The sequence below is a fragment of the Billgrantia zhangzhouensis genome (assembly GCF_021404465.1).
Lineage (GTDB): Bacteria > Pseudomonadota > Gammaproteobacteria > Pseudomonadales > Halomonadaceae > Halomonas > Halomonas zhangzhouensis.
In genome coordinates this window covers 136711-163216 of sequence record NZ_JABFTT010000009.1, presented here as the reverse complement: position 1 = coordinate 163216, position 26506 = coordinate 136711, and the positions used below count along the sequence as shown (strand labels likewise).

The window sequence follows — 26506 nt, the reverse complement described above, 5'->3', positions numbered from 1 at the left end:
ATATGCGTGTCGTTTCGTTACCCTGCTTATTATCTTTCATTCCGGCGCGCTTTGCATTTTTGCAGGCGTGGTTTCAGGCATGTCCCAAAGAAAGCGCTACCCTTGCGCTATCACTTCTGCAGGGCACTCAGCCCACTTCTCGCTGAACGGTCAGTCGATACAAAGGAGGCCTAGCATGGAGCAATACACCGGCGGTTGCCTTTGCGGTAACGTTCGAGTCGTGGCATCGGGACGCCCCTGCCGCGTCGGCATCTGCCACTGCCTGGACTGTCGCAAGCACCATGGCGCGCTCTTCTACGCCTCCGCGGTGTTCCCCCAGGAGGCGGTAACGATCAAAGGCGAAACCCGCGATTACCACGGACGTTTCTTCTGCCCCCGCTGCGGCTCGTCGGTGTTCGCCCGCACCGGGAATGAAGTCGAAGTGCACCTGGGTACCCTGGATACCCCTGACCAGTTGAGGCCTACCTACGAAAGCTGGGTCGTGCGCCGCGAGGCCTGGCTGCCGCTGTTTCCGCACATGAAGCGCTACGACTGTGATCGTGACGACACGGGGCGGATTGAGGAGTAGCCGCGCGGCGAAAGGGGTCTCTCAAAAAGTGCCCGAGGCCAGCGGCAGCCACACGTGCTCGTAGCCGATGGTGATGGCGACCCATACCAGCAGCGCCGCCATGGCGAGGCTGAAGCCCTTCAGCAACCGGGGATTCGCGAGGCGTTGGCCAACCACGGCGCCCATGAGCGCGTAACTGGTGGGAGCACCAAAGGCCAGCGCGGCCAGCCCAAGCGACCAGAACAGCAGGCTCACGCCATGGATGCCGGCGGCGGGGAACTGAATGGTGGCGATCGGCAGGGTTGCGATCATCGCCTTGGGATTGCAGAGCTGCATGATCAGACCATCACGGAAGCTCAGCACGCGCGGTACGTGTTTTGCCGCACCAAGATCGATGCTGGAGCGAGCGATCTTGAGCGCCAGGTACAAGATGTAGCCGCACCCCACCGCGCCTACCACGGCGAGCATGTCCCCGCGCACCCAGGCCGCCCCGGCCCAACCGAACAGCAGGAATAGCGTGAGCATGGCGAGTCCCACGCCGGCGAAGAAGCCAAGCGATGTCTTGGCCTGACCGTTGAGACCGGCGTTCAGGCCAAGCAGGTTCACGGGCCCGGGCGTGTACATGACGCCCAAGGCATAGGCGACGATCTCCATGGGAGTCTCTCCAAATAGAGGGTGTGTTGTGGATGGGCGAGCGGGAGTACAGCGCTTCTAGACGACGCTCCGCTGGTACTGGTAGGGCGTCTTGCCGTAGATGCGCTTGAAGCGGCGGTTGAAGTGGCTGAGGTCGGTGAAGCCGTAGCGGAAGGCTGCCTCGGAGGGGGCCACGCCGACCTCCAACGCGCGGCGCGCGGCATTGGCCCGGCAGCTCAACACGTACTGGTGCGGCGTGATGCCGAACTGCTGCCGGAACAGTCGCAGGAAGTGATATTTGGAAAGGTGGGCGGCCTGGCTAACCTCATCCAGTGAGAGATTCGCCTCAAGATGCGCCAGGATGTACTCCTTGGCCCGCAGCAGCAGCGCATCGGGACGGCTCACCCTGCCGCCCGGCTGGAACTTTCCGGCCCGCTGCACCAGGCGGGTCGCCATGCGGTGCAGGGCGTGCTCCTGGTCGATACGCGTGCCCTGCCGGTGAACCGTCAATTGAGCAAGATCGAGGATGGCGTGACGCAGGCCGGGGTCGTCCAGCAGGGTTTCACTGCCGTGGAATCGAGCGGCACTTTCGCACCCTGCCGCATCGGCGAACGAAGCCTCGAGCTGGGCGGTGGGCACATAGATCATCACGTAGCCCAGCGTGGTATCGTCACCCGGATGACCGTCGTGCACCTGGTCCGGATTGAACTGGATGACGTTGCCGGGTGGGCTACGGTGAAATTCACCGCCGCTGAAGAAATCCTGCCGGCCGGAAAGGGTCACGCCGAAAGCGTACTCTTCATGTGCATGGCGGTCGTAGCTGAAGTCGCTCAGCGCTGCCTGGAGCACTGTCACTCCGGGTATTTGCTGGCTTTTGTAGTAGTCGAACCGACTGGATTGCTTGGCCATGCCACACCTCCCTGAACGCCACTATGACATAGCTTAGGCCCAGCCCAGGACGGGAGCTTGGACATTATTGCGGAAATGGCTAGCGCTTATCGGCGGCCAGGGCCATACCCATGCCAGCCTGAACATCTGGTGCCTTCAGCAGGTCGATGAAGGCGCGCAGCGCCGCGGGTACGTGGCGATGCCCAGGGTAGTAGAGCATCAAGCCGGGGTATGGCGGGCTCCAGGCTTCGAGCAGCGCCACGAGCTGGCCCGTGGCGAGGCGCTCGCTGGCCACGATCTCGGGAACATAGGCAATGCCGAGGCCGGCGGCCGCCGCTTCGAGCATGAGTTCGTTGTCGTCAAGCGTCAGCGCGCCGGGAACGTCGATGGCGATCTCTTGTCCTCGCCGCTCGAACTCCCAGCGGTAGCGCTTGCCGCTGGGCAGCCGCTGGCGAATGCAGCAATGCTTGTGCAGATCGTCGGGCACGCGGGGCATGCCGAAGCGGTGCAGGTATGCCGGCGAGGCCACTGCCAGGAAGCGTATGGCACCGCCCAGCCTCACCGCAATCATGTCCTGGGGCACCGCCTCGCCCAGCCTCACCCCGGCATCGAAGCCCTGCTCGACGATATCGACGAGGCGCCCTTCACTGACGAGATCGAGTTCCACCGCCGGATAGCGGCGCAAATAAGCCGGCACGACGTGGGCCAGCAGCAGCCGAGCCGCCGCCCTGCTGGCATTGATGCGCAGAACACCGCCGGGTTCGCCACGGTCGTCAGCGAGCGTGTCCAGCGTGGCGTTCAGCGCATCCAGGGTCGGTGTGATACGCGCCAGAAACCGGCTACCGGCATCGGTGAGGGAAACGCTGCGGGTGGTGCGATGTAACAGCCGCACGCCGAGCTGTTCTTCCAGATGCCGCATACGGTGGCTCAGCGCCGAGCGCGAGACCCCGATGACATCGGCCGCGCGCCGGAAGCTGCGTTCGGCGGCCACCGCCGCGAAGGCCTCCAGGTCGGCCAGCGTTGGCTTGTTCATGCTTGGCGTGCTCACTGGTGAAATCCACTCACGAGTTCATGCCACGGTAGCCTACTTCTGCCTTCCAATCGAGCGCGCCAACATGAGGCTGTCAATCCACTCGACGAAAGGTACGAAACGATGAGCAAGACATGGTTGATCACCGGGGCATCCTCAGGCCTCGGCCGGCTGATGACGGAACGCCTGTTGGCGCGTGGCGATCGCGTAGTCGCCACGCTGCGCCGGGACGGTGTGCTCGATGCGTTGCAGCAAGCCCATGGCGAGCGCCTGCTGGTGATGAAGCTCGACCTGACCGATGTGGCGGGCATCCGTGAGGTCGTCCATCAATCCTTCGAGCGTATGGGCAGGATCGATGTGGTGGTATCCAATGCCGGCTACGGGCTCTTCGGTGCCGCCGAAGAGCTCAGTGACGAGCAGATCGACCACCAGATCGCCACCAACCTCACCGGCTCGATTCAGTTGATCCGCGCGGCCCTGCCCCACCTGCGTGCCCAGGGCGGCGGACGCATCGTGCAGGTCTCCTCCGAAGGCGGTCAAAAGGCCTACCCCAACTTTTCGCTCTATCACGCCACCAAGTGGGGTATCGAGGGCTTCGTCGAAGCGACGGCACAGGACGTGGCGCCGTTCGGCATCGACTTCATCATCGCCGAGCCCGGCCCCACCGCGACCGAATTCGCCGCAGGGCTCGTGCGCGGAGCACCGATGAGCGTCTATGACGCAACGCCGGCGGGCGAAGTCAGGCGTGCCGTTGCAGATGGCAGCTTCGAGATAAAGGGCGATGCCGCCAGGACGGTTGAGGCCATGATCGCCGCCGCTGACGCGGCGAAGCCGCCCTTGCGACTGGCACTCGGCAGCACGGCATATTCGGGCATCAAGCAGGCGTTGGCAGAACGCCTCCACATGCTCGAGGCGCAGCGCGACGTGGCCTTTTCTGCCGATGTCGATTGATTCGAGCCAATATCGTGAGCCCCTTCAGGAGCCGCCTCGGCAAGCACGCCGAGGCGGTTCCTTGCGGCCGCATGAAAACTCGAATGCGAATCGCACGCGAAGACAATATCAAGCAACTGAATTTAAAGGAAAAAATTGACCAGCCCTTCGGCTCGCCCTAGGATAAGCCGATCACCATCCTCGGCTAATACAGGGATCCCATGAAAGGCAACCAAGACATCATCGACGCCTTGAACGGCCTGCTGGCGGCAGAACTCGCCGCCATGGACCAGTACTTCATCCATTCCGAAATGTACGCCGATTGGGGGCTCACCAAGCTTTATGAGCGCATCGCCCACGAGTTCGACGACGAGAAGGGCCATGCCAAGCAGTTGATCGAGCGTATCCTATTCCTAGAAGGAAAACCCGACATGCATACCCGCACCCCGGTGCGCGTCGGCCAGGATGTAGAAGAGATGCTCGCCAACGATCTGCAGCTCGAATACGAGGTGGGCGACGCCCTGAAGGAAGCCATTGCCCTGTGTGAGCGGGAGCGTGACTTCCAGACCCGCAACGTGCTGCTGGGACTGCTGGCCGATACCGAAGAAGATCATGCCTACTGGCTCGAGCAGCAGTTGCGACTGATCAAGATGTTGGGCAAACCGAACTACCTGCTCTCGCAGATGTAAGCCCGAGGCGCCCTGGCGATGTCGCCATGCTAAGCTCGAGTTCTCATTAGCTCGATAACGGAATGGCGCATGGACGAGATCGGACTCCGGTGGCTGCTGGGCCAGGGCGTCAGTCTAGTGGCGCTGGCCCTGTGTCTGGTGGCCTTCACCAGCAAGCGCGACGACCGCCTGTTCGTCCTGCTGCTGTTCGCCAACGTGGCCTTCGCGGCACAGTTCGCCCTGTTCGAGAGCTGGGTGGCCTCTGGCATCTCGGCACTGATCGTGCTGCGCATCGCCCTGGTGCGCCGTTTTCCTCGCAACCGTGCCGTTATGCTGGCCATGCTGCTCGCCACCGTGGCGGTCGCCCTAGTGACCTGGAGCGGCCCGCGGGACATCCCCGCCCTGGCCGCTGGCCTGCTCGGCACCTACGGCATGTTCATGCTACGCGGCATTCCCATGCGCATCGCACTGGCCGCGGCAGCGTTGTGTTGGGTGGCCAGCAACCTGCTGGCAGGCTCCATCGGCGGCACCATCGCCGAAAGCCTGATCTTCCTGACCAACGTGATCACCATGCTGCGCCTGCGGCGCGACGCGCGGTTGCAGTGCGCGGGCTGAGGCCGAACGAGTTCCAGCCCGACTGTCGAAACCGCCCCGGCCCATCCGATACAGGAGAGTACTCCCCCTCTCCCAGACAGAAGGAGCTTTCCATGTCGCGCATGATCTTCGTGAACCTGCCCGTTACCGATCTCGAAAAGTCGATGGCGTTCTACGAGGCGCTCGGTTTTACCAACAACCCGCACTTTACCGATGAAACGGCAGCGTGCATGGTGCTGAGCGAAACGATCCACGTAATGCTGCTCACCCATGCCAAGTGGCACACCTTCACCGACCGCCCGATTCCGCCGCCCGACGCCAGCGAGGTGATGCTGGCCCTCTCGTGCGAGAGCCGCGCAGCGGTGGATGCCATGATCGAGACGGCCGGCACCAATGGCGGCACGGCTGACATCAATCCGCGGCAGGATCATGGCTTCATGTACAGTCGCGCCTTGGCGGACCCCGATGGACACGTCTGGGAGTCATTCTGGATGGACCCGGCGGCCATACCCCCAACTGCAGAGTGAGCAGTATCATTGAAGGATGGCGGCCATTGGCCGCCTTATGCCGCTATGGCTTGTAGCGAGTCAGTGCGATACCGCATGCGATCAGCCCAGACGAGATGAATCGCCAAACGCCGAAGCCCTCTTTCAGGATGAAAGTGGAAATCAGAGCTGCAAACAGCACGCTGGTTTCACGCAGAGACGACACCATGCCGAGTGGAGCATAAGCCATTGCCCAAATAACGATCCAGTACGCGCCGACTTGCATCCCACCGCCAATGGCTGCGGGGATTAGGTTGCCGTAGGCGATGCTTTTTATTGCCTTGAACTTCCAAGTGAGGGCGATCAGAAACGTCAGCAAGCCGTTGCCGATCGTCAAGCACACTGCAAAACCTAGCGCCGAGCCAGCTTGCCGCGCCCCCAAACCGCCCACCAGTGTATAGGAAGCGATAAAAGCGCCGGTACCGAGGGCCAGCAGAATAGCCCGAGGATTTCTGGTAACGCCGGTTCTGGTGTCGAACGCTAGTGACATCACGCCAACCGACAGGAAGAGCACCCCAAGCAGCGGAAGAAAGCTCAGCACTTCGCCAGCAAACACGGCGGCCCCTAGGGTAACGAGTAAGGGCGCCGACCCGCGAGCGATAGGATAGACCTGACCGAAGTCACCATAGTGGTAGGCAATGGGCAGACAGAAGTGATACGCCGTATGAATCAGGATGGCTAGAGCCAGAAGAGGCCAACTGGAAGCATGAGGGAACGGCACGAAAGGCAACGCACACGCTGAAACAAGGCTTCCGCATAGTGTGATAACTGCCATGACTGCAATTCTGTCGCCACCCACTTTGACGATTGCATTCCAACTTGCATTGAAAATTGCAGCAAGTAAGACGATCAGGGTAATTTCCAGGCTCATTTATCACCGTTCATAGGCATTGGGAAAATTCTCATACCCACCAACCTAGTCGTTCTCCCCGAGGCACATCGCCGTAAGGAGATGTAGTTATTAAATATATAGCCATTAGCTGTTTTCTTGGCTTCCAACAGCTTAGCAGGTGACTGTGCTAAGTGCGGTCAGCCCTCGCTCAGTCAGGGCAAGTTGGCGATGGGGCCACTCCCGGTGGGTTTCGCTGATGGCGAGAAGCGGCTCTGGCTCGCAAATCAGCGGCTGGAGAAGCCACCAGAACATCAGATCGCCCAGGTAGGGCAGCGGCTCGTACTCGCGCATCAGGTAAGAGAACGCCTTGCCCACTGGCAGCGGGCCGTGGTCGTGCACGATCTCGAGCGTCAGTCGCTCGGTCAGGCCAAGGCCAGTATCCACTGCGGGTCGTTCCTGCAGGTAGCGGACCAGCGCGCGGCCCATCATCGGAAGTGGCGGCATGCCGGTGACCGCGAGCGCTTTCAGCGGCTCGGGATCGTCGGCGGTAAGTGCCTGCCACACCTGAGTGCCCAGCTTGAGCAGTGGCGCCTCGACGGGGCGACGCTGGTGCCACAACCAAGCGAGCAGGTCCGGGGCGAGCTGGCCAAGGCCGATGAAGCGCGCCACACCCGGCACCGATTCCACCGCCACCAGTTCGACCCGCGCCCTGGGCGGGTTCTCATGCAGACGGTGAAGCAGGTAGGCGAGAATCAGTTGGTCGTAGCTGTCATGTTCGAACCACAGTACCAGCCGTTCATAACCTTCGAGTTCCTCCAAAGCTTCGTAGCCCTTGCGCAGCCGGGCCAAGGCATCACGCTCGGCCATGCCGGAAACTTTTGCCAGGAAACTGGCACGCAGCCGCATGAGTTCCTCGGGTGGCAGGTCGCACAATGGGCCGATGCAGAACGGATCGGAGAACTCGAGGAAGTCGCCCTCGAAGCCGACGGTGCGCAGGCTGTATTCGATATCCGAGCCGCAGCGAATGTGCAGCGTGGCCATGTCGCGGTCGCCGCGCTCGGCTATCTTGCGCCGAGAAAAGTCGAGCGCTTCGATATGTGACTTGAGCTTCGGCCAGCTTGAAAAGCCGCATTCACGGGCAATGACGAGCTGAGTGTCGGCGAGCTTCAGCGGCGTCTCGCGCGGTAGGATGTGCCGAAGAATGCGTGCCAGAGCGGCCGGGTCGTCGGTACGGGCAGCCTTGAGCAGCTCCTTGGCGCGTTTGCGTTGCTGTTCGAGATTGAAACGGCCGTGCGACGTAGCGTCGCGCCGGGGGAGCGATGACATACGATTCCCTCCATCCGCCTGTGTCCGCCGGGCAGGCCGGGAGTCGTATGGTATCGGCGATGTGAGCGTTGGGCGCAGCCCTTTCCGCGGACGGGGACGCCTTGCGGCGCTCTCCTTAGCCTCGCGCGGATGCGTGGAAGTGTCAATTGGTCCCGCTTACCGCTGAGCCACGATTCGCCATTCTGGCGCCAGGCTGCGCCAGTGCCGCCGGAGAATGTCCTTGTGTACCTCGGCCATGGGCATCTGCTCCAGTTGACCCGGCCACTGAGTGCGGGCGCGCTCAATAGTGTCGTCGAGTCGAGTACCGTGCGGATGGCGGACCAGGTAATGCCAGCTTTTTCGGACCAACGGCGAAAATCCTCCTCGCCCAACCGATACCAGTCCTTCTTCCCATTCAAGTTGAGCGCTAGCTGATGATCTCCCTCAAGGTAAGCCAGCGTGGTGACGACATCATAGGCAGGAGCCAGACGCGGCGTACGCTGATCCGGGTAGAGCAGGCTCCAGTTCTTGAGATGTGCATCGCCATTGGCGAGCAGAATGTCCACTAACAGACGACGAGCGAAGGCCTGTGCGTTAGCCAAGCCATCATCGGTGTATTCACGCAGCAGACGCCCCAGTCGCTCATAGTTGGGGCCGTCGTATTTCTCGTGGGGATAGCGAAACAGGACCTGAGCCATGTCCTCAGCGTGAATGCGACGCTCACCACCTCGATCGAAGCGTCGAATGGCGTAAGCGACCTGCTCCTCCGGTAGGTTGATCGCTGGAAGACCTTCAAGAGCACTTAACGAAATCAAACGAATTTCTGGTATTTCGACGCCAGCGCTCTGGGCCAGCCACATCGCAGTGGCTTCGTTTTCCGGCATATGAGAATGGCGAGTCGAAGGCGTCTTGACGATCCAATCGCCGAGTTCATCGGCATGGCCGAAGTGGAAACGCCCGTCACGTTCACGCATCGAGAACTTCATCTGCACACCAGCAAGCGAGAAACCGCCTCCCACTTCGGCCACCTGGCGCACCGGCGTAACGCTGCGCCGATGGCTGAGCACCCAATCCGGCATCTCGTCAGGAGCCACTGGTGAAACTTGCAGAGCACCGGGCAGGTCATGACCCAGGCTCGCCAATAAGGGGAATTCGTTATCCGGATGTACCTTGAGACGCTGGGCTAGCCAGTCGCGTAGCCCCCCTTCCGGCAATAAGTTGGAGAACCAGGGATGCAAGCGCTGCTGTCGGATCCACGGTGCCTGCATCAGCTCACCGGCACGGGGGAACTCGGGGTGCAACGTCAGCGACAGCGTAGGGCGCGAGGCATCAAACCGCCAGGCCTCGTCGAACACCATGATATTACGACCACTACGGTAGCCGGCCAAGTAGCCCACCCGGCTACCGTGCAGCTCGAGGCGGAGCATTTCGACCGCATCATCTGTCATTGCGCTTTGCCTTATCACTCATCATCACCCAACAGGCCCTGCCAGGGGTCGGCATCGAGGTCTGCGGGCTCGCCGGGCTCGCCTTTCAGCAGCGCTTGGACTGCATGCCACTTTTCCAGCGGGATCAGCATAAGCCTGGCATTGAGCCCATCTGCAGCCAACTCGAGTGTGTCCAAGCGAGGGTTGCCACCACGCTCCAGACGCTGGTACTGCTGCCGCACCATACCGGTTCGGCTAGCCAGTTCTTGCTGAGTAAGCTGAAGAGACAGCCGTCGCTTGCGGTATTGATCCAGAAGACTCACGACATCACCATGGCATCATATGTGTTGCATTCACCCTAGAAAAGCACCGTATATGTTGCATAGTAGTCGCTATTAGCACTGCTAGCTACCAGAAAATCATCTCGCCTCATCACGCCCCCTTTCCAGCCCTCACCCCACCTTGCCCCGCCACGGGCAAGGTGTCGTCACTCTCCAGGCCATCGCCACCACATCCAAGGAGGGTCGCGGTGTTCATTGCCATGAACCGTTTCCGGGTCAACCCCGAGAGGGTGGAGGAGTTCGAGCAGATCTGGCTGGAGCGCGAGCCCCATCTGCAGGGGCTGCCCGGCTTCGTCGAGTTCCACATGCTGCGGGGCCCGGAAGAGGAGGATCACATGCTCTACGCCTCGCATACCGGGTGGCGCTCGCGCGAGGATTTCGAGGCCTGGACCCACTCCAAGGTATTCCGCAAGGCGCATGCCAATGCCGGCCAGAGCCGTCGCGAGGGGCTGTACCTGGGTCCGCCGAAATTCGAAGGCTTCGAGGTCATTCAGACGGTAAGTGACGCCAGCCAACGCTGACTCCTGCCCGTGCATCCGGCTATCTATCGCTGCCCCTCTCGGTCCGCTTGCGCTTCCTCCCCCGCCGTTCCAGCACCAGGAACATCAGGAAAGCCACCGCCAGCGGCAGCAGGAAGTAGAGGGCGCGGTAGCCGATCAGCGCGGCAAGGATCTCGCTCGTTGCAAGGCGATGCTGGAGCAGGGCAAGAAAGACCGCTTCCAGCACGCCGAGGCCGGCAGGTATGTGGGTGATCACCCCGGCGATGGCACTGATCAGCAGGATGCCGAGAACGCTGGGAAAGAACATCTCCTCCGGCAGCAGCAGGTAGATCAGCGTGGCCATCAGCGACCAGTTCGCCGCCCCCAGCGCTGCTTGCATCAGCGCCAGCTTGAGCGGGGGCAGGACGATCTCGTGGCCTCGCACATGCCATACGCGTCGCTTGGAGAAGCGACAGGCGAGCAGGTAGACCAACGAGGCGCCCAGCAACCCAAAGCCGATGATTTGAAGGCCCGTGGCGCCGATCTCCCACGCACGCGGCAGCTCGAGCAGGCGAAATGAGAAAATGGTACCGGCGAGGAGCATGTAGCCCAGCCAGTTGGCGATCAGGCTGATGCTGAGCACGCGGGTCACGGTGCCCACCCCAAGGTCCAGGCGGGTGTAAAGCCGGTAGCGCATGGCCAGGCTGCCGACCCAAGCGCCCAGGTTGAGGTTGAAGGCGTAACAGACGAAGGCAACCTCGATGACTTGCCGGGCCGACAACTCGTGCCCGGTGTACCTCTTGCCCAGCAGGTCGTAGCTGCTGAACGCGACATAACTAGCGACGGCAATGACCAACCCGCCCGCCAGAGTCAGCAGGCTGTAGCCTCTTAGGGTCTCGGCCACCGCCGGCCAGTCGACGTTTCTGATGAGCGAGAACAGCAGCACGACCACTAGCACGAAGAACATCAGGGTGACGATGCGCTTCGCCCAGCCGAGCCAGCGTTGGCGTGAGCGGGACCTGTGCGTTGCGGAAGCGTTCATAGGCATCCTTGCTTCAGTGCAGTTCCTGTTCGTTGTCCTGCTTCTGGGCCTGAGGGGTTGGTGTCAGCGGCTTGAGCTTCGGGGTGTGACCCGGTTGCCAACCCACGCTGACCGGGAAGTGGCGCAGGAAATGGTAGCTCACGAACATCAGCGGAGCCCGCCACCAGCGCCCCCTTTCCGCCGCTTCGGGAGTGACCATGTGGCAACTGTTCTCGATCAGCCCCATCAGATGGTCGTGGATCTTGCGATTGAGCGTGGCATCGCGAATGAACAGGTTGGCTTCCAAGTTCAGCGAGAGGCTGAGCGGATCGAGATTGCTCGACCCTACCGTGGCCCATTCGTCATCGGCGACGGCAATCTTGGCGTGAAGGGGCCGCTCCTTGTATTCGTAGATATGGATGCCGTCTTTGAGCAGGTAGCTGTACAGCGAGCTGGAGAACATCCTGGCCCAGGGCATATCGGGCCGGCCCTGCAGGATCAGCACCACCTCGACACCCCGCCGGGCCGCATTGCGCAGCTCACGCCAGATACGGTAGCTGGGAAAGAAATAGGCATTGGCGATCACCAGCCGCGACCTGGCCGTACGAATCGCCTGTAGATAGTGATCTTCGATGTCGGTGCGGTGTCGGCGATTGTCGCGGATGGCCATACGCATGGCAGCCTGACCCGCCGATGGCGTTTCCGCCAAGGTTTCCGGCAACCCCCGCACGGCCTGGTGCTCCAGCAGCAGCGCCCTGGCGGTGCGGCGGATGTCCTCGACGATTGGCCCCCGCACGCGAATGCCGTAGTCCTGCTTGCCCATGGCGTATGCCTCGGGCAGGTGATCCCAGCCGAAGTTGATCCCGCTGATGTAGGCCACCTCTCCGTCCACCACCACGATCTTGCGGTGCAAGCGGCGGAACAGGTTAGTGCGCACGCCGAGGCGACGGGGTTGTGGGTCGTAGATATGCATGTGTACTCCGGCCTCGGTCAGCTCGGCGACGTATTCATCCCCCAGGTCCGCCGTGCCGTAGCCGTCCACCGTGACTTCGATGCGCACCTGCCGCGCCGCGGCTTCGAGCAGGGCCTCCTTCAGCGCCTGGCCGACCTCGTCATCGAAGATGATGAAGGTCTCGATCAGGATTTCCCGACGCGCCGAGCGAATCGCCTCGAACACATCAGGAAAGTACTCGCTGCCATTAATCAGCAATTCGGCGTCGTTGCCTTCCTTCCACTGGAATTTCACAAGCCTATCTCTGCAATGAGGGGAACATGATCGGAGAGATGCGACCACGGTTTGCGATGAAGCGCGCGGGGATTGCGACATACGGCATTGCGCACGTAGATACGGTCGAGGCGCAACAACGGCCAGTGCGCCGGGAACGTTTTCGCCGGTCGTCCATGACAGTGCACGAATGCTTCATGCAGCCCACATTCGGCCAGCACCCTGTCGGCTTTCAACTGCCAGTCGTTGAAGTCTCCCGCAACGATGACCGCTTTATCCTCGGGTACCGTGTCCAATAGCTCGCACAGCAATTTGAGCTGTTGCAGGCGATGCTTGTGGCGCAGCCCAAGATGAACGCAGATCGCATGCACCGTAGGCTGTCCGGGAACCGCCAACTGGCAGTGAAGAAGCCCGCGTCTTTCGGTGCCGCGGATGGAAACATCCCTGTTCTCGTACTGAAGGATCGGGTAGCGGGACAACAGTGCATTGCCATGGTCACCATGGGGGTAGACGGCGTTGCGACCATAGGCGAATTCCGGCCACATGGTATCGGCCAGGTATTCGTACTGAGGCACATCCGGCCAGTCGCGGTAGCGTAGGGGGTGTTTCTTATGCTCGCCGTGCACCTCCTGGAGGAACACCATGTCGGCGGAGAGCGTGGTCACGGCGTCACGCAGTTCCGGCAGGATATGACGACGATTGAACACGTTGAAGCCCTTGTGCACGTTGATCGTCATGACCTGCAGAGACGCTACGGTCACTGCCTGTTGCAGTTCCTGTTGCGGCTTCCGTTCCGTCACACTCACTGCCGATATCCCTTTCCCACGATTTAGACAAGGCACCTCCGGCCACCCAATCAAAAGAAAGCTTAGCAGTGGATGAAGGTGCCTGCTTCACAGGCAGCCTTGAGGTAGCGCAAACAGGCAACTGACGACAGGACGCCACGAGCCCTACGCGACAAGCGAAGACGATTCAATGCCTCACCGGTTGTGTGTTGCCGCCAGACAGGAGATCGCCTGCTTGCCCGGGAGCGGGGTTGCTGGTGGGATACGCAGCAGCGTAGCGCAGAACGGAGGAGAACGAAGTGCAGCCCAAAGACCTGGAAAAGCTGGTCACGCGAAAGATGCCTTTCGGTAAGTACGAAGGCTGGCTGATCGCCGACTTGCCTGGCCCTTATCTCAACTGGTTCGCCCGCGAGGGTTTTCCGCCCGGTGAGATCGGTGAACTTTTGCATTTGATGCACGAAATCGACCACAACGGACTGGGCGTCCTGCTCGATCCGCTGCGCCGATCATGAGCCCGGGTCAGCGCAAGGCCGCTCAGCCAGTGCCCGGCGGAACTCCTCGCGATAAGCTTCGACATGCCGGTCCGGATCGGCGGGGAAACGACCCAGCGCCACGGCCAGCTCGAAGAAGCCCTGGGCCGGCAACCCATCACGTCGGCTGACCACCAATGCGGCAATGAACGGCCGATCCCACTCGCCATCCTCGCGCATCAGCATTTCGAGCGCCTGGGCCACGCGCTGGATGGTACGCGGCGGGGTGAGCCCCAGCGCCTCGGCGAGCTTCTGGTAGGTCAGCGGCAGCGCCGAAGCTGGCGCCGCTTCGAGCAGGCGGCGAGTCTGGGTAGCCAGCATGACGACACTCTCCATGGCGTGAACCAAGGCGGGAGCAGTCGCTCCCGCCACTGTTCTCATGAGGGATGCTTCTGTTGATGGCCTCGATCCCGGCGCTTGTCGCCTGCGCTTTCTTCAGGCTTGTCCGAGCCTTGGTGCGTCAGGCGTTCGGCCTGGTCGAGCCGCGGGTGGTTGTCGAGGAATTCGCGATGTGGGTCGGGCAGGACATCCAGCGCCTGGAGCGTGCGGGTGAGCACGTGAATGGCAGCCAGCACGTCTTGGGTGTTGCCGGTCTCCGAGATGGTGTGCATGTTGCGGATGGGGAAACCGATGGAGGTGGCGGCGCAGTCCACCGCGGCGAGCACGCCGGCCATGCCGTCGGTGCCGGTGTCGGCGCCGACGATGTCACGCTGCATGGGAATGCCATGCTCACGGGCCGTGGTTTCGATGATGCGGTTGAGCTGCTCGCTGGCGATCGCCCCCACCGACATGGTGAAGCCCTTGCCCATTTCCAGTGGCTGCATGCGCCGTTCGCCGATGCCGGGTGCGGCCACGTAGTCGTGGTTCACGTCGACACCGATCACCACATCGGGCTTGAGCTCTCCGGCCAGTACACGGCTGCCGAAGCGGCCGATCTCCTCGTAGCTGGCGATGGCGAACAGTAGGCGCACCTTCTCGGTGCCGCCCGCTTCGGCGATCAGCCGTGCCACTTCGGCGGTAACGAAGCAGCCGAGCCCGTTGTCCAGGTAGGCACCGTAGAAGGTGTTGGGGCCGAAGCCGTGACGGATGGGACGGTCGAAGATGATCGAATCCCCAGGGCGCACGCCCAGGTTGAGCACCTGCTGCTTCTTGTTCTCGCCGTGGATCTGCAGGTCGAGGTAGATCTGCTCCTTCTTGATGCCCTTGCTGCCCTCACGCTGCGCGGCGTCGGAGAAGTGGATGGCACCCAGCGCCTCCACCGTGCCGCCCAGGATGATCCGGTAGCGCCCCGGAGCCTTGGGATCCTCGCTAAACAGCTTGACCTCGTGGCCGATCAGCACGTTGGGCAGGAAGGCGTCGGTATTGATCCAGATCTTGCCGTCGTCGCCGATGCTGCGCACTTGCATGCGGATCTTGTCGGCGTGGCCGATGATCATCACCTTGAACAGGTCATCGCGGCCCGGGTGGGTGTCCCACACCACCCCGGCGTGTCCCTTGTACTGGTGCATGTGCCAGTCCTTTGGCGCGAAGCTCTCGAAATGGGGTTTGAGCACGCCATAGGTCATCGCGCCTTCCAGCCCCACGGGGCTGGGCGCATCCAGAATACGCCGCATCAGGGTGAACTGCCGTTCCGGCATGGGATCGGCCCAGGGCTTGTTCGTCTCGCTCATGTCGTGTCGCTTCCTTGTCTCGAATCCTTGGGATACGCCTACAGCGTAGTCTGCCAGATGGTAGGACGAGCGGGCGCAGGTATCGACCCAATGAAAAGGGCAAGGCCATATGGCCTTGCCCTTACGATCGATCCAGCCAGCTAGGATTGGAGGGGCTTATTGCCCCCAGGCATCGCCCAGGGTCATTTCATTATCGTCCAGTTCGCTGTAACGCTCCTCGTCATACTCCTCGGCGGACTCCTCGAGTTCTTCTTCGCCATAGCTCTCCTGGATCACCAGTTGGTCGTCCTGAAGCTGCATTTCCGCCAGCGGCAAGGTGATGTCGGTACCACCCATGCCCCAGAGGCCACCCACGCTGACAACCACGTGCAAGTCGCCGGTGTCGTTGTCTCTCACCACGCTCTGCACGTCGCCGATCTCCTCGTCCTCGAGATTGACCACGGTCATGCCCTCGATCTCGCTGACCTGCATGTCGCGCAGCGAATCGTCGAGCTGGCTGCCGGTGGCAGTGGCATCGGCACCGCCCTCGTCCATGCCAGCGTCGTCGGTGCCCATGGCACCCTCGTCCGTCGGCTCGTCACCCTCATCCATCGGTTCGGCGCCGGTATCGCCCATGGTGGATTGCTCTTCGCCAATGGCGGCATCGCCATTGAGCCCGTTCTCTTCTTCAGCGTTGTCCTGGGCCAGGGCGCCACCGGCAAGACCGGTTGAAATGGCGCCGATCATGATGGCCAGCAAGGTCCTTTTCATTGCACTCCCTCCTAGAGTTGACTCGGTACCCACCTTTTGAAAATAGCGCTTACGCTAGCGGCCAAAAGAAAATTAGGGAAACCATTGGCAACGAAACGTAAGCACTTCGTTTGGGATGGCGCCAGGTTTCCCCCTTAGCGTCCCATCGCCTCGGACAGGGTCATGCCGCCATCCACTTCGCTGTAGCGGTCCTCGTCGTAGTCGGTCGCAAGTTCATCGAGCTCGTCCTGGCCGATGATGTCCTGCAACACCAGTTGCTCGCCTTCGAGCCGCATGTCGGCCAACGGCAGGGCAACGTCGGAACCGCCGAAGATCCAGAAACCGCCCACCGAGACGATAGCATGCAGGTCGCCGGCATCGTCGTGGCGCAGCACGTTCTCGACCTGGCCCAGTGTTTCTCCCTCGGCGTTGACGATGGTCATGCCTTCGACCTCGCTGACTTGCAGAGAGGCAATCGAGGGATCCAGCGACACACCTGTCGGCCCCATTTCCTCGAAACCCGACTCGGTGTCGGCCTGTCCGCCCTGCTGTTCCTGCTCACCCTGGGGAGCCTGCTCGGCCTGTTCTGCGGAGGGCTCGGCAGAGGTCGCCTGTTCCCCGGGATCGGTCTGCATTTCCGTGTCGCCGGTGGTCTCCTGCTCTTCAACCGAGGCGGGATCGCCAGCCTCCTCTTCGCCACCATTCGCCTCCTGGTCGGCGGCACTCTCCTGGGCACTGTCCTCAGCCTGATCGTCGGTTGCGCCTTCAGCCTCACCCACTTCCTGATAGTCCTCGGCATTATCGCCTGTCTCGGGCAATGCTTCTTCGCTGGCCGATTCATCGGTCTGTGCGTCCTGCTCTTCGGCGGCAGTGTCCTGCGCTTCCTCCGGGCGCTCGGTTTCAGCCTGAGACTCCTGGGTCTCGACAGCCTGCTCTTCGCTCACCGCAGCGTCTTCGTTGAGCTGAGCCTCGGTGTCCTGTGCCAGAGTTCCGCCGGCCAGTCCGGCGGAGATGGCGCCGATGACAATCGCCAATAGTGCCCTTTGCATGGCACGTCCTCCTTGGGTGGATCCTATTTGGTCAAGATAGGCAGTGCCGATCCCGAGCCTCCAGTAACACAAAGAAACAAAACGTTATCATCAGGAATCCTATGTCATGATCGTGCAACGCCATCTCACTGCGCTGGGTGCACGTAGCCGCGCCAGCCCTGACCGGTCCCCAAGTGCGTAGCCACGCCGATCACATCCGGCCGATGCGCCGAGTCCATTGTCCGCCCCTGCTGGGTGCCCAGATGGGTGGCGATCATGCACTGCGGCGCTTGCTGTCGGGCAGAAAGCGTCGCGCCCGGCCGGCGGGAATCGTGCGGCCGAGCGTCGCGGCGCGAAGCGCGCAGTTGAGAAACGACCAGCCAACCCAAGCCGATGCCGGTCATCAGCGCGGGGGCGGGGTGCTTGCGAATCGAATGTTCCAAGCTACTGAGAAAGCCGGCCGCGATACCATTTTTTCTGGGCAGATACTGCGAAATGCTGTGCTTGAGCTGCGTAGGCGAGAGCCGGCTTTCTAGAGCGTGCAGCGTGTCGTCGAGCTGGGCTCGGGTCTGACGAATATCGATCTCGAGTTCATCGGCCCGGTGTTGATGATAACGGCTCATGTCGGCCTCCTTGGCTTCACCGTTTCGTTGACTTCCCTTGTCATCACAAGCTGGCCCGGGAGCGGAACTTCGTCAAGCCGCCACCCGGTCGAGCGTCTGGTAGCCTAGGAAAGAAAGACGCTCCATCGGCGCGAAACACGCAGACAGCGACAGAAAACGGATTCGGCACGCTCGCGCTTGGCCGGATATGCTAAGAGGTACGACTCATGGCTAGCCGAGGGATCCATGTCCGCTCTGAATCGTCAGCGTCGCCTTCGCGGAGGCCGCTGGCCAGCGCGCATCGCCTGGCTCAGCGTACTCTTGCTGCTGTTGGCCGCCCTGCTGCTGGCGGGTGCCGGCCCGGCCTATCGCCTGGACCTGCTGCCACTGGGCAGCGCCTTCGGCATGCTGCGGCGCGGTATCCAGATCACGGCCGGCGCCGCAGCCGTGGGATTGCTGGCACTGCTTGTCTCCACCTTCTGCCGTCGTCTGCAGCCGGCGCTGCTCGGCGGCCTGGTGGTGGCCGCCGCCGCCATCATGCTCGCCATGCCGTGGCTGCACTGGCAGCGTGCCCAGACGGCACCACCGATACACGACATCACCACCGATACCGAGAACCCGCCTGCCTTCGAGGCGCTGGCTGCGGCCCGCGAAGCGGCTCCCAACGCAGTGGAGTATCCCGGCGAGGCTTTCGCCCGCCAGCAACACGAGGCCTATCCCGATATCGAGCCGCTGGTGCTCGAGCTACCGCTGGGCCTGGCACGTGACGTCGCCGAAGCTGCAGTGCTGGACCTGGGCTGGGAGATTGCCGACAACTCGCTGACCCGGCTCGAGGCCACCGACACTACCACCTGGTTCGGCTTCAAGGACGACGTGTCGATCCGCCTGACCGAAACCGGCGAGGGCGTGCGTATCGATGTACGCTCGGCTTCGCGGCTGGGCCGAGGTGACATGGGCGCCAATGCGGCCCGCATCCGAGACTATTTCGAGGCCATCGAACGACGCCTCGATTGAGCCTGGAAGCCGCCCCGCGGCGGCGCGGAGCGGTCTCCGGTATTGCGGCATCAGTTCTCGGCAGGCAACGCCTCGATGGTGCGCAGCGCCTCGGCGACGATGCCCTGGCGCTTGGGCAGGTCAGCCATGCGGTTGGGCGTTTCCATGTTGAGGGCGAAGAACACCGGGCCGCTGGGGCGCTCCACCCAGCCCACCCACCAGCCAAGCTGGCCGGTCCAGCCGGTCTTGCCACGCAGGATCCAGTCATTTCCTGCGCCGACGATCATCAGGTCCTTTACCAGCCGCTGGTCCGCCTCGTCGAACGGCAGCTCATTGCGATAGAGCCGCTCGAGGAATTCGATCTGTTCTTCCGCGGAGATTTCCAGCATGCCTTCTTCCAGCCAGAAGTGCTCCAACCGATCGCCGACGTCAGCGTTGCCGTAGGCGATCATCTCTAGGTAATCGCGCTCGCGCTCCTCGCCCAGCTCACGGGCGAAGAGCTGGTATAGCCATACCACCGAAAGGCGCATGCCCGAACGCAGGTCATGATCGGCGTTCCACTGCGGGACATCCCGCTCGACGCCGTCCCAGGCAAAGACCTGGAATTCGTCCTCCACCACGCCGGCATTCAGGGCGAATAGGGTGTGCGGTATCTTGAAGGTGGAGGCGGGCACGAAGCGTTGTCGGGCACGTTCGCCGTCGTACACCAGCGCGGTGGCGGCACCATCGCGCTTGTCGACCACCAGCAGCGTGCCGCTAGCCTCGTTGGCACGGAAGATCTCATGCCAGTCGGCGCGTTCCTGCCAGGTTTCGGCGACGGCGCTCAAGGGCGTTAGTGCCAGCAGCAAGGCTCCGGCCACCAATGATTTTATGGGTATCGTTTTCAGGGTCATGGCTCCATCCACTTGTCATGCTTCAGCTATTTAAGGGGTTGGCGACGCATCGGATGGCAGGTTAGCGGGATGACGCCCCGGTCGACAAACCATGATATCTTGCAGGAGCCATAAACTGAGCTTGGGCTTATGACGAGACCTTACCTGCCACTCAATGCCCTGCGAGCCTTCGAGGCCTCGGCCCGCCACTTGAGCTTCACCCGCGCCGCCGACGAGCTGAACGTGACCCAGGCGGCAGTCAGCCATCAGGTCAAGCTGCTGGAGGAACGGCTAGGCGTGGCGCTGTTCAAACGCCTGCCCCGCGGCCTGATGATCACCGCCGAGGGCGAGGCGCTGCTGCCGGTGACGCGAGAGTCCTTCGATCGCATGGCGGACATGCTGGAGCGGCTCGAAGGCGGCAAGGTACGTGATATTCTCAACATCGGGGCCGTAGGTACGTTTGCCGTGGGCTGGCTGCTGCCACGCCTGGCACGCTTTCAGGCCGGCCACCCACTGATCGAGGTACGCCTGTCGACCCACAACAACCGGGTCGACATGACACTCGAGGGGTTGGATTACGCCATTCGCTTCGGTGACGGCGCCTGGCATGGGCTCGAGGCACGGCGGCTCTTCGATGCGCCGCTCTCCCCGCTGTGTACGCCGCGTCTCGCCCAGTCCCTCGGGGCGCCGGCGGACCTGACCCGTCACGCCCTGCTGCGCTCCTATCGCGAGAACGAATGGACGCACTGGTTCACCGCCGCCGGTGTGTCACGCCCTCCGGCGCGTACCCACGGCGTCACCTTCGACTCCTCATTGGCCATGATGGAGGCCGCGGTCCAGGGCGTGGGCGTGGCTCTCGCCCCGCCGCGCATGTTCGCTCGCCAGTTGAGCAGTGCCCAGGTGGTGCAGCCCTTCGACATTCATGCGGCACTCGGCAGCTACTGGCTCACCCGGCTCAAGTCGAGACCGCCTAGCGGCGCCATGGAGGCTTTCGAGGCGTGGCTGCTCGACGAAGTGCGCCTGGCCTATGGCCACGAAGCCTGAGAGGCTGCCTCGCTCAGCTCAGCGCCTCGGCAATGGGTCGCTCGCCGTCGAGCAGCACGAACTCCCGATTCAGCAGATCGCGTGCCTGGGCCAGATGCAGCAGGGCATGAGCGACATTGGCTCGTGAGACGCTGTTCTCACCGCCGGTTTCCTCCAGCGAGATGGCAACGCGCTGGGTAGCGGACTCATCGATCAACCGTCCCGGCTTGAGAATCACGTGAGGCACCGGGGCGACACGCAGATGGGCATCGGCGGCATGTTTGGCCGCCATATAGGGTCGCAGCTTCTCGGGTGCCTCCAACGGGCGCTCGGCGCGCATGGCACTGACCATGATGAAGCGCGACAGGGCGCGTTCGGTGGCCAGATCAGCGGCGCGGATGGCGCCATGGAGGTCGATCAGCAGTGTCTTGTCGAGACCGGTGTGCGGTCCGGAGCCGGCCGTAAAAATGACCTGGTCGCAGCCGTCGAAGGCGCCGTCAAGCTCACTTTCGAGATCGGCGATGACGGTCTCGATACTTCTCTCTTTGAACCAGGGCTGCTGCGCCACGTTGCGGATCATGGCCCGAATGGGCAAATCCGCCGCCGCGGCCAGCTCGCAGAATTGACGGCCGATCTGGCCGTTGGCACCGATCACCAGCGTGGTCATGCGCTCCTCCGCCGTCAGCTTTCGTGGATGACCCGAGCTAGCCTAACTCACGCCATGAAGGGCCGCCAGGCAAGGACTGTAGCGGTTGTGCTAGCCTTTGTTGCTGCTCGACGACTCAACCCGTACGCAAGAGGCCGACATGCTGCGACTCTCCAATAGCGTGGATCTGGCCGACCACGAGATCGAGATCAGCCAGATACGCGCCCAGGGTGCGGGCGGCCAGAACGTCAACAAGGTGGCCTCCGCAGTACACCTGCGCTTCGACATCCCCCGCTCCAGCCTGCCGCCCTTCTATAAGGAGCGCCTGCTCGCGCTTTCCGACAGCCGTATCACCAAGGAGGGCGTGGTGGTGATCAAGGCCCAGAACCACCGCACCTTCGAACAGAACCGCGAGGATGCCCTGGAGCGTCTCAAGGCGCTGATCCAGGAGGCGGTGAAGACGCACAAGGCACGCAAGCCGACCAAACCGACCCGCGCCTCGAAGCAGAAGCGCATGGATCGGAAGACGAAGAAGGGGCAGACCAAGGCGTTGCGCAGCAAGCCCAAACTCTAATTTACTGGCGGCTGCTAGGCTTAACGCGACGTTGCGTTCTTCGAGCCAAGGAGCCCCCATGCCGTCGAGAAGAGTCTCGCGCCCGCTAAGCCCGGCGCTGGAGCGCCTGCATCTGGTATGGGATCTACTGATCCTGGTGCTGGTGGTAGCCAACCTGGCGCTGCTGCTGTTCGACGCGCTATTCCTGCTCGGCCCGCTCAACGACGCCTTCGCCGCCCTCGCTCCGGGCTTGCATGGCGTCTACGACCGTCACGTCCACGCCAATTTCATCGAGATCGACCTGATATTCGTGGCGGTGTTCGTGCTCGACGTGCTGCTGGGCTGGGCGGCGGCCATCGCCGAGCGACGCTATCATCGCTGGTTCTTCTATCCCTTCGTGCATTGGTACGACGTGCTTGGCTGCATCCCGGTGGGCGGCTTTCGCCTGCTGCGCATCCTGCGCGTCATCTCGCTGCTCACCCGCCTGCATCGCCTGGGCCTGATCGACGTGCGCCGCTGGCGGCTCTATGCCGTCTACGCCAAGTATTACGAGATCTTCTTCGAAGAGCTCTCGGACCGGGTGGCGATCCGCCTGCTGGGCAACATGCAGGAGCAGATCCTTTCCAGCGATTCGCTATCGACGCGGGTCATCGACCGGGTGGTGATGCCGCGCAAGCAGCAGCTGATCCACGAACTCACCCGACGGCTGGAGGAGATGGCTGGTAACGCATATGCGCGCAACCGCGAGGAGACGATGCGCTACGTCAGCGCACTGGTAAGCCGCACCGTGGCGGAGAGCCAGGAGATACGCCGCCTGCGCAGGCTGCCGATGGGCGATGCCGTTGCCCGCAGCATGCAGTCGAGCCTCTCGGATCTGGCCTGCCGCCTAGTCCACGAAGCACTGGAGGGGCTGCGTTCGCCAGAGTTCACCGCACTGGTGGAACACCTGGCCGACAGCGGCTTCGATACCTGGCTGCAAGTCGATGAGCACACCGATCGGGTAACCGAACAGGTGCTCGTCGACATGCTCGAACTGATGAAGGAACAGATCGCCGTCAAGCAGTGGCGGCGTCGCTACGATTGACCGTCACGGGATGGCGATCACTGAGAATGTGGTGCACGCCGCCACAATCCACCATCGGGCCGTCGCAGTTGACCACGATCTCCGAACGCGCCAGCACATAGCTCTTACCGGTGATGGTGTTCTCCACCACCTGATGCTTGCCGCCGGCCTCGCGCACCGCGACGACTTCGCCGATGAAGCCCGTCTCGCGCAGGGATACGGTCTCCAACTTGTCACCGGGCTTGATGGTGCCCTCATAGTGCATCAGCGCCAGCCGCGCCGAGGTACCGGTACCGGTGGTGCTGCGGCAGATCACGCCGGGATGCACGTAGGTGGTCGAGCGTGAGCGGTAGAAGTCGTCGGCTATCTGTTCCACCGGCCCCATGAAATGCAGGAACGGCAGCGGCCCGACGTCACCCAGGGTGTAGTGGGAGAAGCCACTGTGGGCCTGGATCGCTTCGACGATGCGATGCGCGCACTCGGCCAGGGCGCGCTCCTCCTCGCGCTTGAGCGCAAAGCCGAGTTCGGCCGCGTCCACCAGGGCATAGAACCCCCCGCTGTAGGCGATGCTGTAGGTCACGTCGCCTACCCCGGGCACGTGGATCTGCGCCCGGTGGGTGTCGATGTAGCTGGGCAGCCCGCCGCAGGTGATCGCCTCGACCACCCCGTTCTCGACCCGCGCCTCGATCTGCACCAGACCGGCCGGGGATTCCAGCGTGAAGTGCTGGATACCCTCGCGCTTGGGAATCAGCCCGGTTTCGAGCAGCGCCGTGGCGGTACAGATGGTGTTGGAGCCCGAATAGACCGGGTAGCCCATCACTTCCATGATGATGTAGCCCATCTGTGCCTGGGGATCACAGGCCGGCACGATCAGGTCCACCGACATCTCGGGGATGCCATAGGGCTCGTTCAGCAGCAGCTTGCGCAGGCCGTCGGCGTCGTTTTCCAAGTACTCCATCTGCTGGCGCACGGTGTCGCCGGGCAGCGGATCGATGCCGCCGATCACAATGCGGCTGACGTCGCCGCCGGCATGGGTGTCGAGCAGTTGCAGCGTGAGTTCGTGGCTCATACGTTTTCCTTGAGAGCGAAGGGCGCGCCATGCTCGGCCCACTGGGAATCAGGCACAATGACGATCTTGCCCAGGTAGTTGCTGCCGCGGTTGACGAAGTAGCGCTCCGCCTCGTGCAGCTCGGAGAGCTTGAACGCGGCGTGCAGCACCGGCTTGAGCTGGCCCGTACGAATCCACTCGACGAGCTGCTCGGCCTCCTCGCGGGTACCGTGGGAAACGCCGAAGATCTGCACCTGGTAGAGGTAGATGCGGGTCCACATGATCTCGCTGAGATTGCCGCCGCTGGCCCCGGCGATGGAAAGCCGCGGATACGTGCTGCGCGCCTTCATGTCGCCGATCATGGTGTCGATGAACAAGTCGGTCATTTCACCGCCGACCAGGTCCATCACCGCATCGATGGGCGCCCCGCCGGTGGCCTCGAGCACACGCTCGACGAAGGTGGAGAGATCGCCGCGGTCGATCACCGCCTCGGCGCCCAGCGCCAGCAGCGCCTCGGCCTTGTCGGGCTGGCTCACGGCGTAGGGAATCGCCCCGACGATGCGGCACATCTGGATCAGCGCAGCACCCACGCCTCCGCTGGCGCCACTGACCAACACCCGTTCGCCCGCCGCGACCCTGGCCGAAGTCATCATGTGGTAGCCGGTCTGGTAGGAGCACATACCCATCGCCGCCAGCTCGGCGTCGGCGAGTTCCGGATTGGCCACGTGATGGAACTGATCCGACGGCACGGCGATGTATTCGGCGTAGCCGCCATCGGCGCCGTGGCCGTAGTAGTCCGGCGTCAGGTTGATGTCGCGCCGCACGTCGGCGTAGAGGTTGAAGTCGAGCAGGCCGCGCTCGCCGATGCGCGAGGCATCCACGCCCTCGCCCACCGCCACCACGCGCCCGGCCACGTCGGCGCCCTGGATGCGCGGAAAGGTCAGGGTCGGCTCGCCGCCCATGGCGAATGAGGTTACCTCACCCTTGTCCTTGGTCGGATAGAGACCCTCGCGGGCCTTGCGGTCGGTGTTGTTCTTGGCCGTGGCGGTGACCTGCACCAGCACTTCGCCCGGCCCCGGGCGGGGCGTGACGACATCGGTGCGATACACCAACTTGTCGATCCCGCCGTGGCCGGTCAGGACCATGGCGTTCATGGTGGCCGGAATGGTCGGTACGTTCTCTGTGGGCACGATGGTCCTCCTGGCAGCGTCTTGATGCGATCAGTTTTCCACACCCGGCCGAGCGACTCTCCGCTTCCCCATTGGCTCGGCGATTCCAGGCAGCGACATGCCAAAGAGCCAGCGCGCAATGCGCCGACCGAGTGTCGTCATGGATGCGGGAGAACGATCGAGGTGGGGGCAGCCTGTCTGGCGTGTCGATATGCCACAGATTGAAACATGCCCGCACAATGGCTGCATACCGTTGATGGTTGGGTATTTTTTCTGTTTTAGGCGGCTGCGACTGGGGATTCTTTCTTGTACCGCCGTCCTCTGCTTTCGGTGGCAAATGACACGAGCGATGCGTCCGCTAGCTCGCTATCCTTGTTATCAGGAGAAGGTTCAGGTGAAGGAGACACCATGAACTACTGGCTAATGGCCAACACCGCTGCCGGCGACGGCAGTCACGATACCACTTTCTGGCGCGAGCATCTGCTCGCCGCAGGCCTCGATAGCCTACAGGTGCGAGATATCATCGAAACCGATTGGTATCGACAGGTCGAACCCGGCGACCGGCTACTGGTTGCCGGTGGCGATGGCTCGGTGAACTGCGCCGCGGCGCTCTGCGTCGAGCGCAGAGCCGTGCTAGGCGTACTGCCCTCGGGCACGGCCAACGACTTCGCCCGCAACCTGAGGCTGCCCGACGACCCCGTGGACGTATGCCGGGTGGCACTCGGAGCGCACACGGCCAGGGTCGACGTGGCCTGGATCAACGGCCAGCTCTATCTCAACGTTGCCCACATCGGGCTCGGCACCCTGCCCGCCCGAGAGGCCTCCTCACGTGAGAAGAAACTGCTGGGACGCTTCAGTTATCTCATCACCCTGGCCAGAAAGCTCGGCGTACAGCGAAGCTTTCACGGGCGCATAGAGGGCGACGACCAGACCGTCGAGGGACGCTGGCTGACCATTGCCATCGCTTCGGGGGCCTATTTCGGTGGCGGTCACGGTATCGCGGGTGCGCGTATCGACGACGGCCAACTGGACATCGTGGCGGTACGGCAACGCGCCTGGTTTCGTCTGCTGCTCTCTTATCTCTCCACGCGCCTGCTGGGGCATCCACCCAAAGGCGACGACACCGTGGTTCACCTGCGCTCGCCCCAGTGCCACGTGCAGCTGCGCCATGCGCGTACACTCACCGCCGATGGCGAAACCATGGGACGTATGGCCGACGTTTCGGCCTTTACCCGGCGCGCCGTGCTGGAGGTCGCCTGCCAGGGCGTGGTGGGTGACCACGACAGCGCCCTGGCAGGCGAGATTCGCGAGGCGTCATGAGGGTCGGAAG

General features: G+C 62.7%; 31 protein-coding genes. 12 read left to right on the top strand and 19 right to left on the bottom strand.

Features of this window, described 5'->3' with window-relative positions:
* Positions 1–175 precede the first annotated feature (175 nt).
* A complete protein-coding gene (locus HOP51_RS13210; RefSeq protein WP_234274363.1) occupies positions 176–568 on the top strand; it encodes a GFA family protein in 393 nt (130 codons plus the stop codon).
* 21 nt (positions 569–589) lie between these two features.
* Here HOP51_RS13210 and HOP51_RS13205 read toward each other — a convergent pair whose 3' ends face one another.
* From HOP51_RS13205 to HOP51_RS13195, 3 genes are all read right to left on the bottom strand, one after another.
* Positions 590–1201: a LysE family translocator gene (locus HOP51_RS13205; protein WP_234274362.1), complete on the bottom strand. Its 612-nt coding sequence runs from the start codon at positions 1199–1201 to the stop codon at positions 590–592.
* A gap of 57 nt (positions 1202–1258) precedes the next feature.
* Positions 1259–2089, bottom strand: coding sequence for an AraC family transcriptional regulator (locus HOP51_RS13200; RefSeq protein WP_234274361.1), 831 nt, complete (start codon positions 2087–2089; stop codon positions 1259–1261).
* A gap of 79 nt (positions 2090–2168) precedes the next feature.
* Positions 2169–3101 carry a LysR family transcriptional regulator gene (locus HOP51_RS13195; RefSeq protein WP_234274360.1) on the bottom strand — a complete coding sequence of 311 codons (933 nt, stop codon included), beginning with the start codon at positions 3099–3101 and terminating at the stop codon, positions 2169–2171.
* A gap of 120 nt (positions 3102–3221) precedes the next feature.
* Between HOP51_RS13195 and HOP51_RS13190 the strand changes: the two genes are divergently transcribed.
* The 4 genes from HOP51_RS13190 (at position 3222) to HOP51_RS13175 (ending at position 5817) form a co-directional block, all read left to right on the top strand.
* Positions 3222–4049 carry an SDR family oxidoreductase gene (locus tag HOP51_RS13190; RefSeq protein WP_234274359.1) on the top strand — a complete coding sequence of 276 codons (828 nt, stop codon included), beginning with the start codon at positions 3222–3224 and terminating at the stop codon, positions 4047–4049.
* A gap of 200 nt (positions 4050–4249) precedes the next feature.
* Entirely contained in the window at positions 4250–4717 is a 468-nt protein-coding gene (bfr, locus tag HOP51_RS13185; protein ID WP_159554424.1) for a bacterioferritin, read from the top strand.
* Positions 4718–4786: 69 nt separating this feature from the next.
* Positions 4787–5311: a YgjV family protein gene (locus HOP51_RS13180; RefSeq protein ID WP_234274358.1), complete on the top strand. Its 525-nt coding sequence runs from the start codon at positions 4787–4789 to the stop codon at positions 5309–5311.
* 92 nt (positions 5312–5403) lie between these two features.
* Positions 5404–5817, top strand: coding sequence for a VOC family protein (locus HOP51_RS13175; protein ID WP_234274357.1), 414 nt, complete (start codon positions 5404–5406; stop codon positions 5815–5817).
* Between the two features lie 43 nt (positions 5818–5860).
* Here HOP51_RS13175 and HOP51_RS13170 read toward each other — a convergent pair whose 3' ends face one another.
* The 4 genes from HOP51_RS13170 to HOP51_RS13155 all read right to left on the bottom strand — a co-directional run bounded on the left by HOP51_RS13170 (position 5861) and on the right by HOP51_RS13155 (position 9722).
* Entirely contained in the window at positions 5861–6706 is an 846-nt protein-coding gene (locus HOP51_RS13170) for an EamA family transporter (protein ID WP_234274356.1), read from the bottom strand.
* A 132-nt stretch (positions 6707–6838) separates the two neighbouring features.
* A complete protein-coding gene (locus tag HOP51_RS13165; RefSeq protein WP_234274419.1) occupies positions 6839–7708 on the bottom strand; it encodes a DUF1835 domain-containing protein in 870 nt (289 codons plus the stop codon).
* Positions 7709–7833: 125 nt separating this feature from the next.
* Positions 7834–9420: a type II toxin-antitoxin system HipA family toxin gene (locus tag HOP51_RS13160; RefSeq protein WP_234274355.1), complete on the bottom strand. Its 1587-nt coding sequence runs from the start codon at positions 9418–9420 to the stop codon at positions 7834–7836.
* A 14-nt stretch (positions 9421–9434) separates the two neighbouring features.
* Positions 9435–9722: a helix-turn-helix domain-containing protein gene (locus HOP51_RS13155; protein ID WP_234274354.1), complete on the bottom strand. Its 288-nt coding sequence runs from the start codon at positions 9720–9722 to the stop codon at positions 9435–9437.
* A 206-nt stretch (positions 9723–9928) separates the two neighbouring features.
* Between HOP51_RS13155 and HOP51_RS13150 the strand changes: the two genes are divergently transcribed.
* Entirely contained in the window at positions 9929–10261 is a 333-nt protein-coding gene (locus tag HOP51_RS13150) for an antibiotic biosynthesis monooxygenase family protein (RefSeq protein WP_234274353.1), read from the top strand.
* Positions 10262–10280: 19 nt separating this feature from the next.
* Here the strand turns inward: HOP51_RS13150 and HOP51_RS13145 are convergent, their stop codons facing one another.
* Genes HOP51_RS13145 through HOP51_RS13135 form a run of 3 tightly spaced genes read right to left on the bottom strand, consistent with a single transcriptional unit; the run spans position 10281 to position 13271 of the window.
* A complete protein-coding gene (locus HOP51_RS13145) occupies positions 10281–11261 on the bottom strand; it encodes a lysylphosphatidylglycerol synthase domain-containing protein (RefSeq protein WP_234274352.1) in 981 nt (326 codons plus the stop codon).
* Positions 11262–11274: 13 nt separating this feature from the next.
* Entirely contained in the window at positions 11275–12486 is a 1212-nt protein-coding gene (clsB, locus tag HOP51_RS13140) for a cardiolipin synthase ClsB (RefSeq protein ID WP_234274351.1), read from the bottom strand.
* On the bottom strand, positions 12483–13271 hold the full coding sequence (locus tag HOP51_RS13135) for an endonuclease/exonuclease/phosphatase family protein (RefSeq protein ID WP_234274350.1): 789 nt from the start codon (positions 13269–13271) through the stop codon (positions 12483–12485). Before HOP51_RS13135 ends, clsB begins: the two co-directional genes overlap by 4 nt.
* Positions 13272–13549: 278 nt before the next feature.
* Here HOP51_RS13135 and HOP51_RS13130 point away from each other — a divergent pair, with 278 nt between their 5' ends.
* Complete coding sequence (locus HOP51_RS13130) at positions 13550–13762, top strand: DUF3820 family protein (protein WP_234274349.1); 213 nt, start codon at positions 13550–13552, stop codon at positions 13760–13762.
* Here HOP51_RS13130 and HOP51_RS13125 read toward each other — a convergent pair.
* The 5 genes from HOP51_RS13125 to HOP51_RS13105 form a co-directional block, all read right to left on the bottom strand.
* Positions 13757–14101 (bottom strand): hypothetical protein, encoded by a 345-nt coding sequence (locus tag HOP51_RS13125; protein ID WP_234274348.1) that lies wholly within the window; start codon positions 14099–14101, stop codon positions 13757–13759. The two genes, HOP51_RS13130 and HOP51_RS13125, sit on opposite strands and share 6 nt — an antisense overlap.
* A 56-nt stretch (positions 14102–14157) precedes the next feature.
* Complete coding sequence (locus HOP51_RS13120; protein WP_234274347.1) at positions 14158–15450, bottom strand: M20/M25/M40 family metallo-hydrolase; 1293 nt, start codon at positions 15448–15450, stop codon at positions 14158–14160.
* A gap of 156 nt (positions 15451–15606) precedes the next feature.
* Positions 15607–16200 (bottom strand): PRC-barrel domain-containing protein, encoded by a 594-nt coding sequence (locus HOP51_RS13115; protein ID WP_234274346.1) that lies wholly within the window; start codon positions 16198–16200, stop codon positions 15607–15609.
* A gap of 134 nt (positions 16201–16334) precedes the next feature.
* Entirely contained in the window at positions 16335–17228 is an 894-nt protein-coding gene (locus HOP51_RS13110; RefSeq protein ID WP_234274345.1) for a PRC-barrel domain-containing protein, read from the bottom strand.
* A 125-nt stretch (positions 17229–17353) separates the two neighbouring features.
* Complete coding sequence (locus tag HOP51_RS13105) at positions 17354–17830, bottom strand: DUF3618 domain-containing protein (RefSeq protein ID WP_234274344.1); 477 nt, start codon at positions 17828–17830, stop codon at positions 17354–17356.
* Positions 17831–18055: 225 nt separating this feature from the next.
* Here HOP51_RS13105 and HOP51_RS13100 point away from each other — a divergent pair, with 225 nt between their 5' ends.
* Positions 18056–18823, top strand: coding sequence for a DUF1499 domain-containing protein (locus tag HOP51_RS13100; RefSeq protein ID WP_234274343.1), 768 nt, complete (start codon positions 18056–18058; stop codon positions 18821–18823).
* Positions 18824–18873: 50 nt separating this feature from the next.
* Here the strand turns inward: HOP51_RS13100 and blaOXA are convergent, their stop codons facing one another.
* Positions 18874–19695 carry a class D beta-lactamase gene (blaOXA, locus tag HOP51_RS13095; RefSeq protein WP_267957733.1) on the bottom strand — a complete coding sequence of 274 codons (822 nt, stop codon included), beginning with the start codon at positions 19693–19695 and terminating at the stop codon, positions 18874–18876.
* A gap of 129 nt (positions 19696–19824) precedes the next feature.
* Between blaOXA and HOP51_RS13090 the strand changes: the two genes are divergently transcribed.
* Positions 19825–20718 (top strand): LysR family transcriptional regulator, encoded by an 894-nt coding sequence (locus HOP51_RS13090; RefSeq protein WP_234274342.1) that lies wholly within the window; start codon positions 19825–19827, stop codon positions 20716–20718.
* A 13-nt stretch (positions 20719–20731) separates the two neighbouring features.
* Here HOP51_RS13090 and HOP51_RS13085 read toward each other — a convergent pair whose 3' ends face one another.
* Positions 20732–21364 carry an SDR family oxidoreductase gene (locus tag HOP51_RS13085; RefSeq protein ID WP_234274341.1) on the bottom strand — a complete coding sequence of 211 codons (633 nt, stop codon included), beginning with the start codon at positions 21362–21364 and terminating at the stop codon, positions 20732–20734.
* A gap of 139 nt (positions 21365–21503) precedes the next feature.
* On the opposite strand from HOP51_RS13085, the gene arfB reads away from it, so the two are divergent.
* Positions 21504–21917 (top strand): alternative ribosome rescue aminoacyl-tRNA hydrolase ArfB, encoded by a 414-nt coding sequence (arfB, locus tag HOP51_RS13080; protein ID WP_234274340.1) that lies wholly within the window; start codon positions 21504–21506, stop codon positions 21915–21917.
* A gap of 58 nt (positions 21918–21975) precedes the next feature.
* Positions 21976–22980, top strand: coding sequence for an ion transporter (locus HOP51_RS13075; RefSeq protein ID WP_234274339.1), 1005 nt, complete (start codon positions 21976–21978; stop codon positions 22978–22980).
* Here HOP51_RS13075 and HOP51_RS13070 read toward each other — a convergent pair.
* Both HOP51_RS13070 and HOP51_RS13065 read right to left on the bottom strand, forming a co-directional pair.
* Positions 22952–24028, bottom strand: a complete 1077-nt coding sequence (locus tag HOP51_RS13070; protein ID WP_234274338.1) for a proline racemase family protein — start codon at positions 24026–24028, stop codon at positions 22952–22954. The two genes, HOP51_RS13075 and HOP51_RS13070, sit on opposite strands and share 29 nt — an antisense overlap.
* Entirely contained in the window at positions 24025–25161 is a 1137-nt protein-coding gene (locus HOP51_RS13065; RefSeq protein ID WP_234274418.1) for a zinc-binding dehydrogenase, read from the bottom strand. The genes HOP51_RS13070 and HOP51_RS13065 overlap by 4 nt, the downstream gene beginning before the upstream one ends.
* Positions 25162–25584: 423 nt before the next feature.
* Here HOP51_RS13065 and HOP51_RS13060 point away from each other — a divergent pair, with 423 nt between their 5' ends.
* A complete protein-coding gene (locus HOP51_RS13060) occupies positions 25585–26496 on the top strand; it encodes a diacylglycerol/lipid kinase family protein (RefSeq protein ID WP_234274337.1) in 912 nt (303 codons plus the stop codon).
* Positions 26497–26506 lie beyond the last annotated feature (10 nt).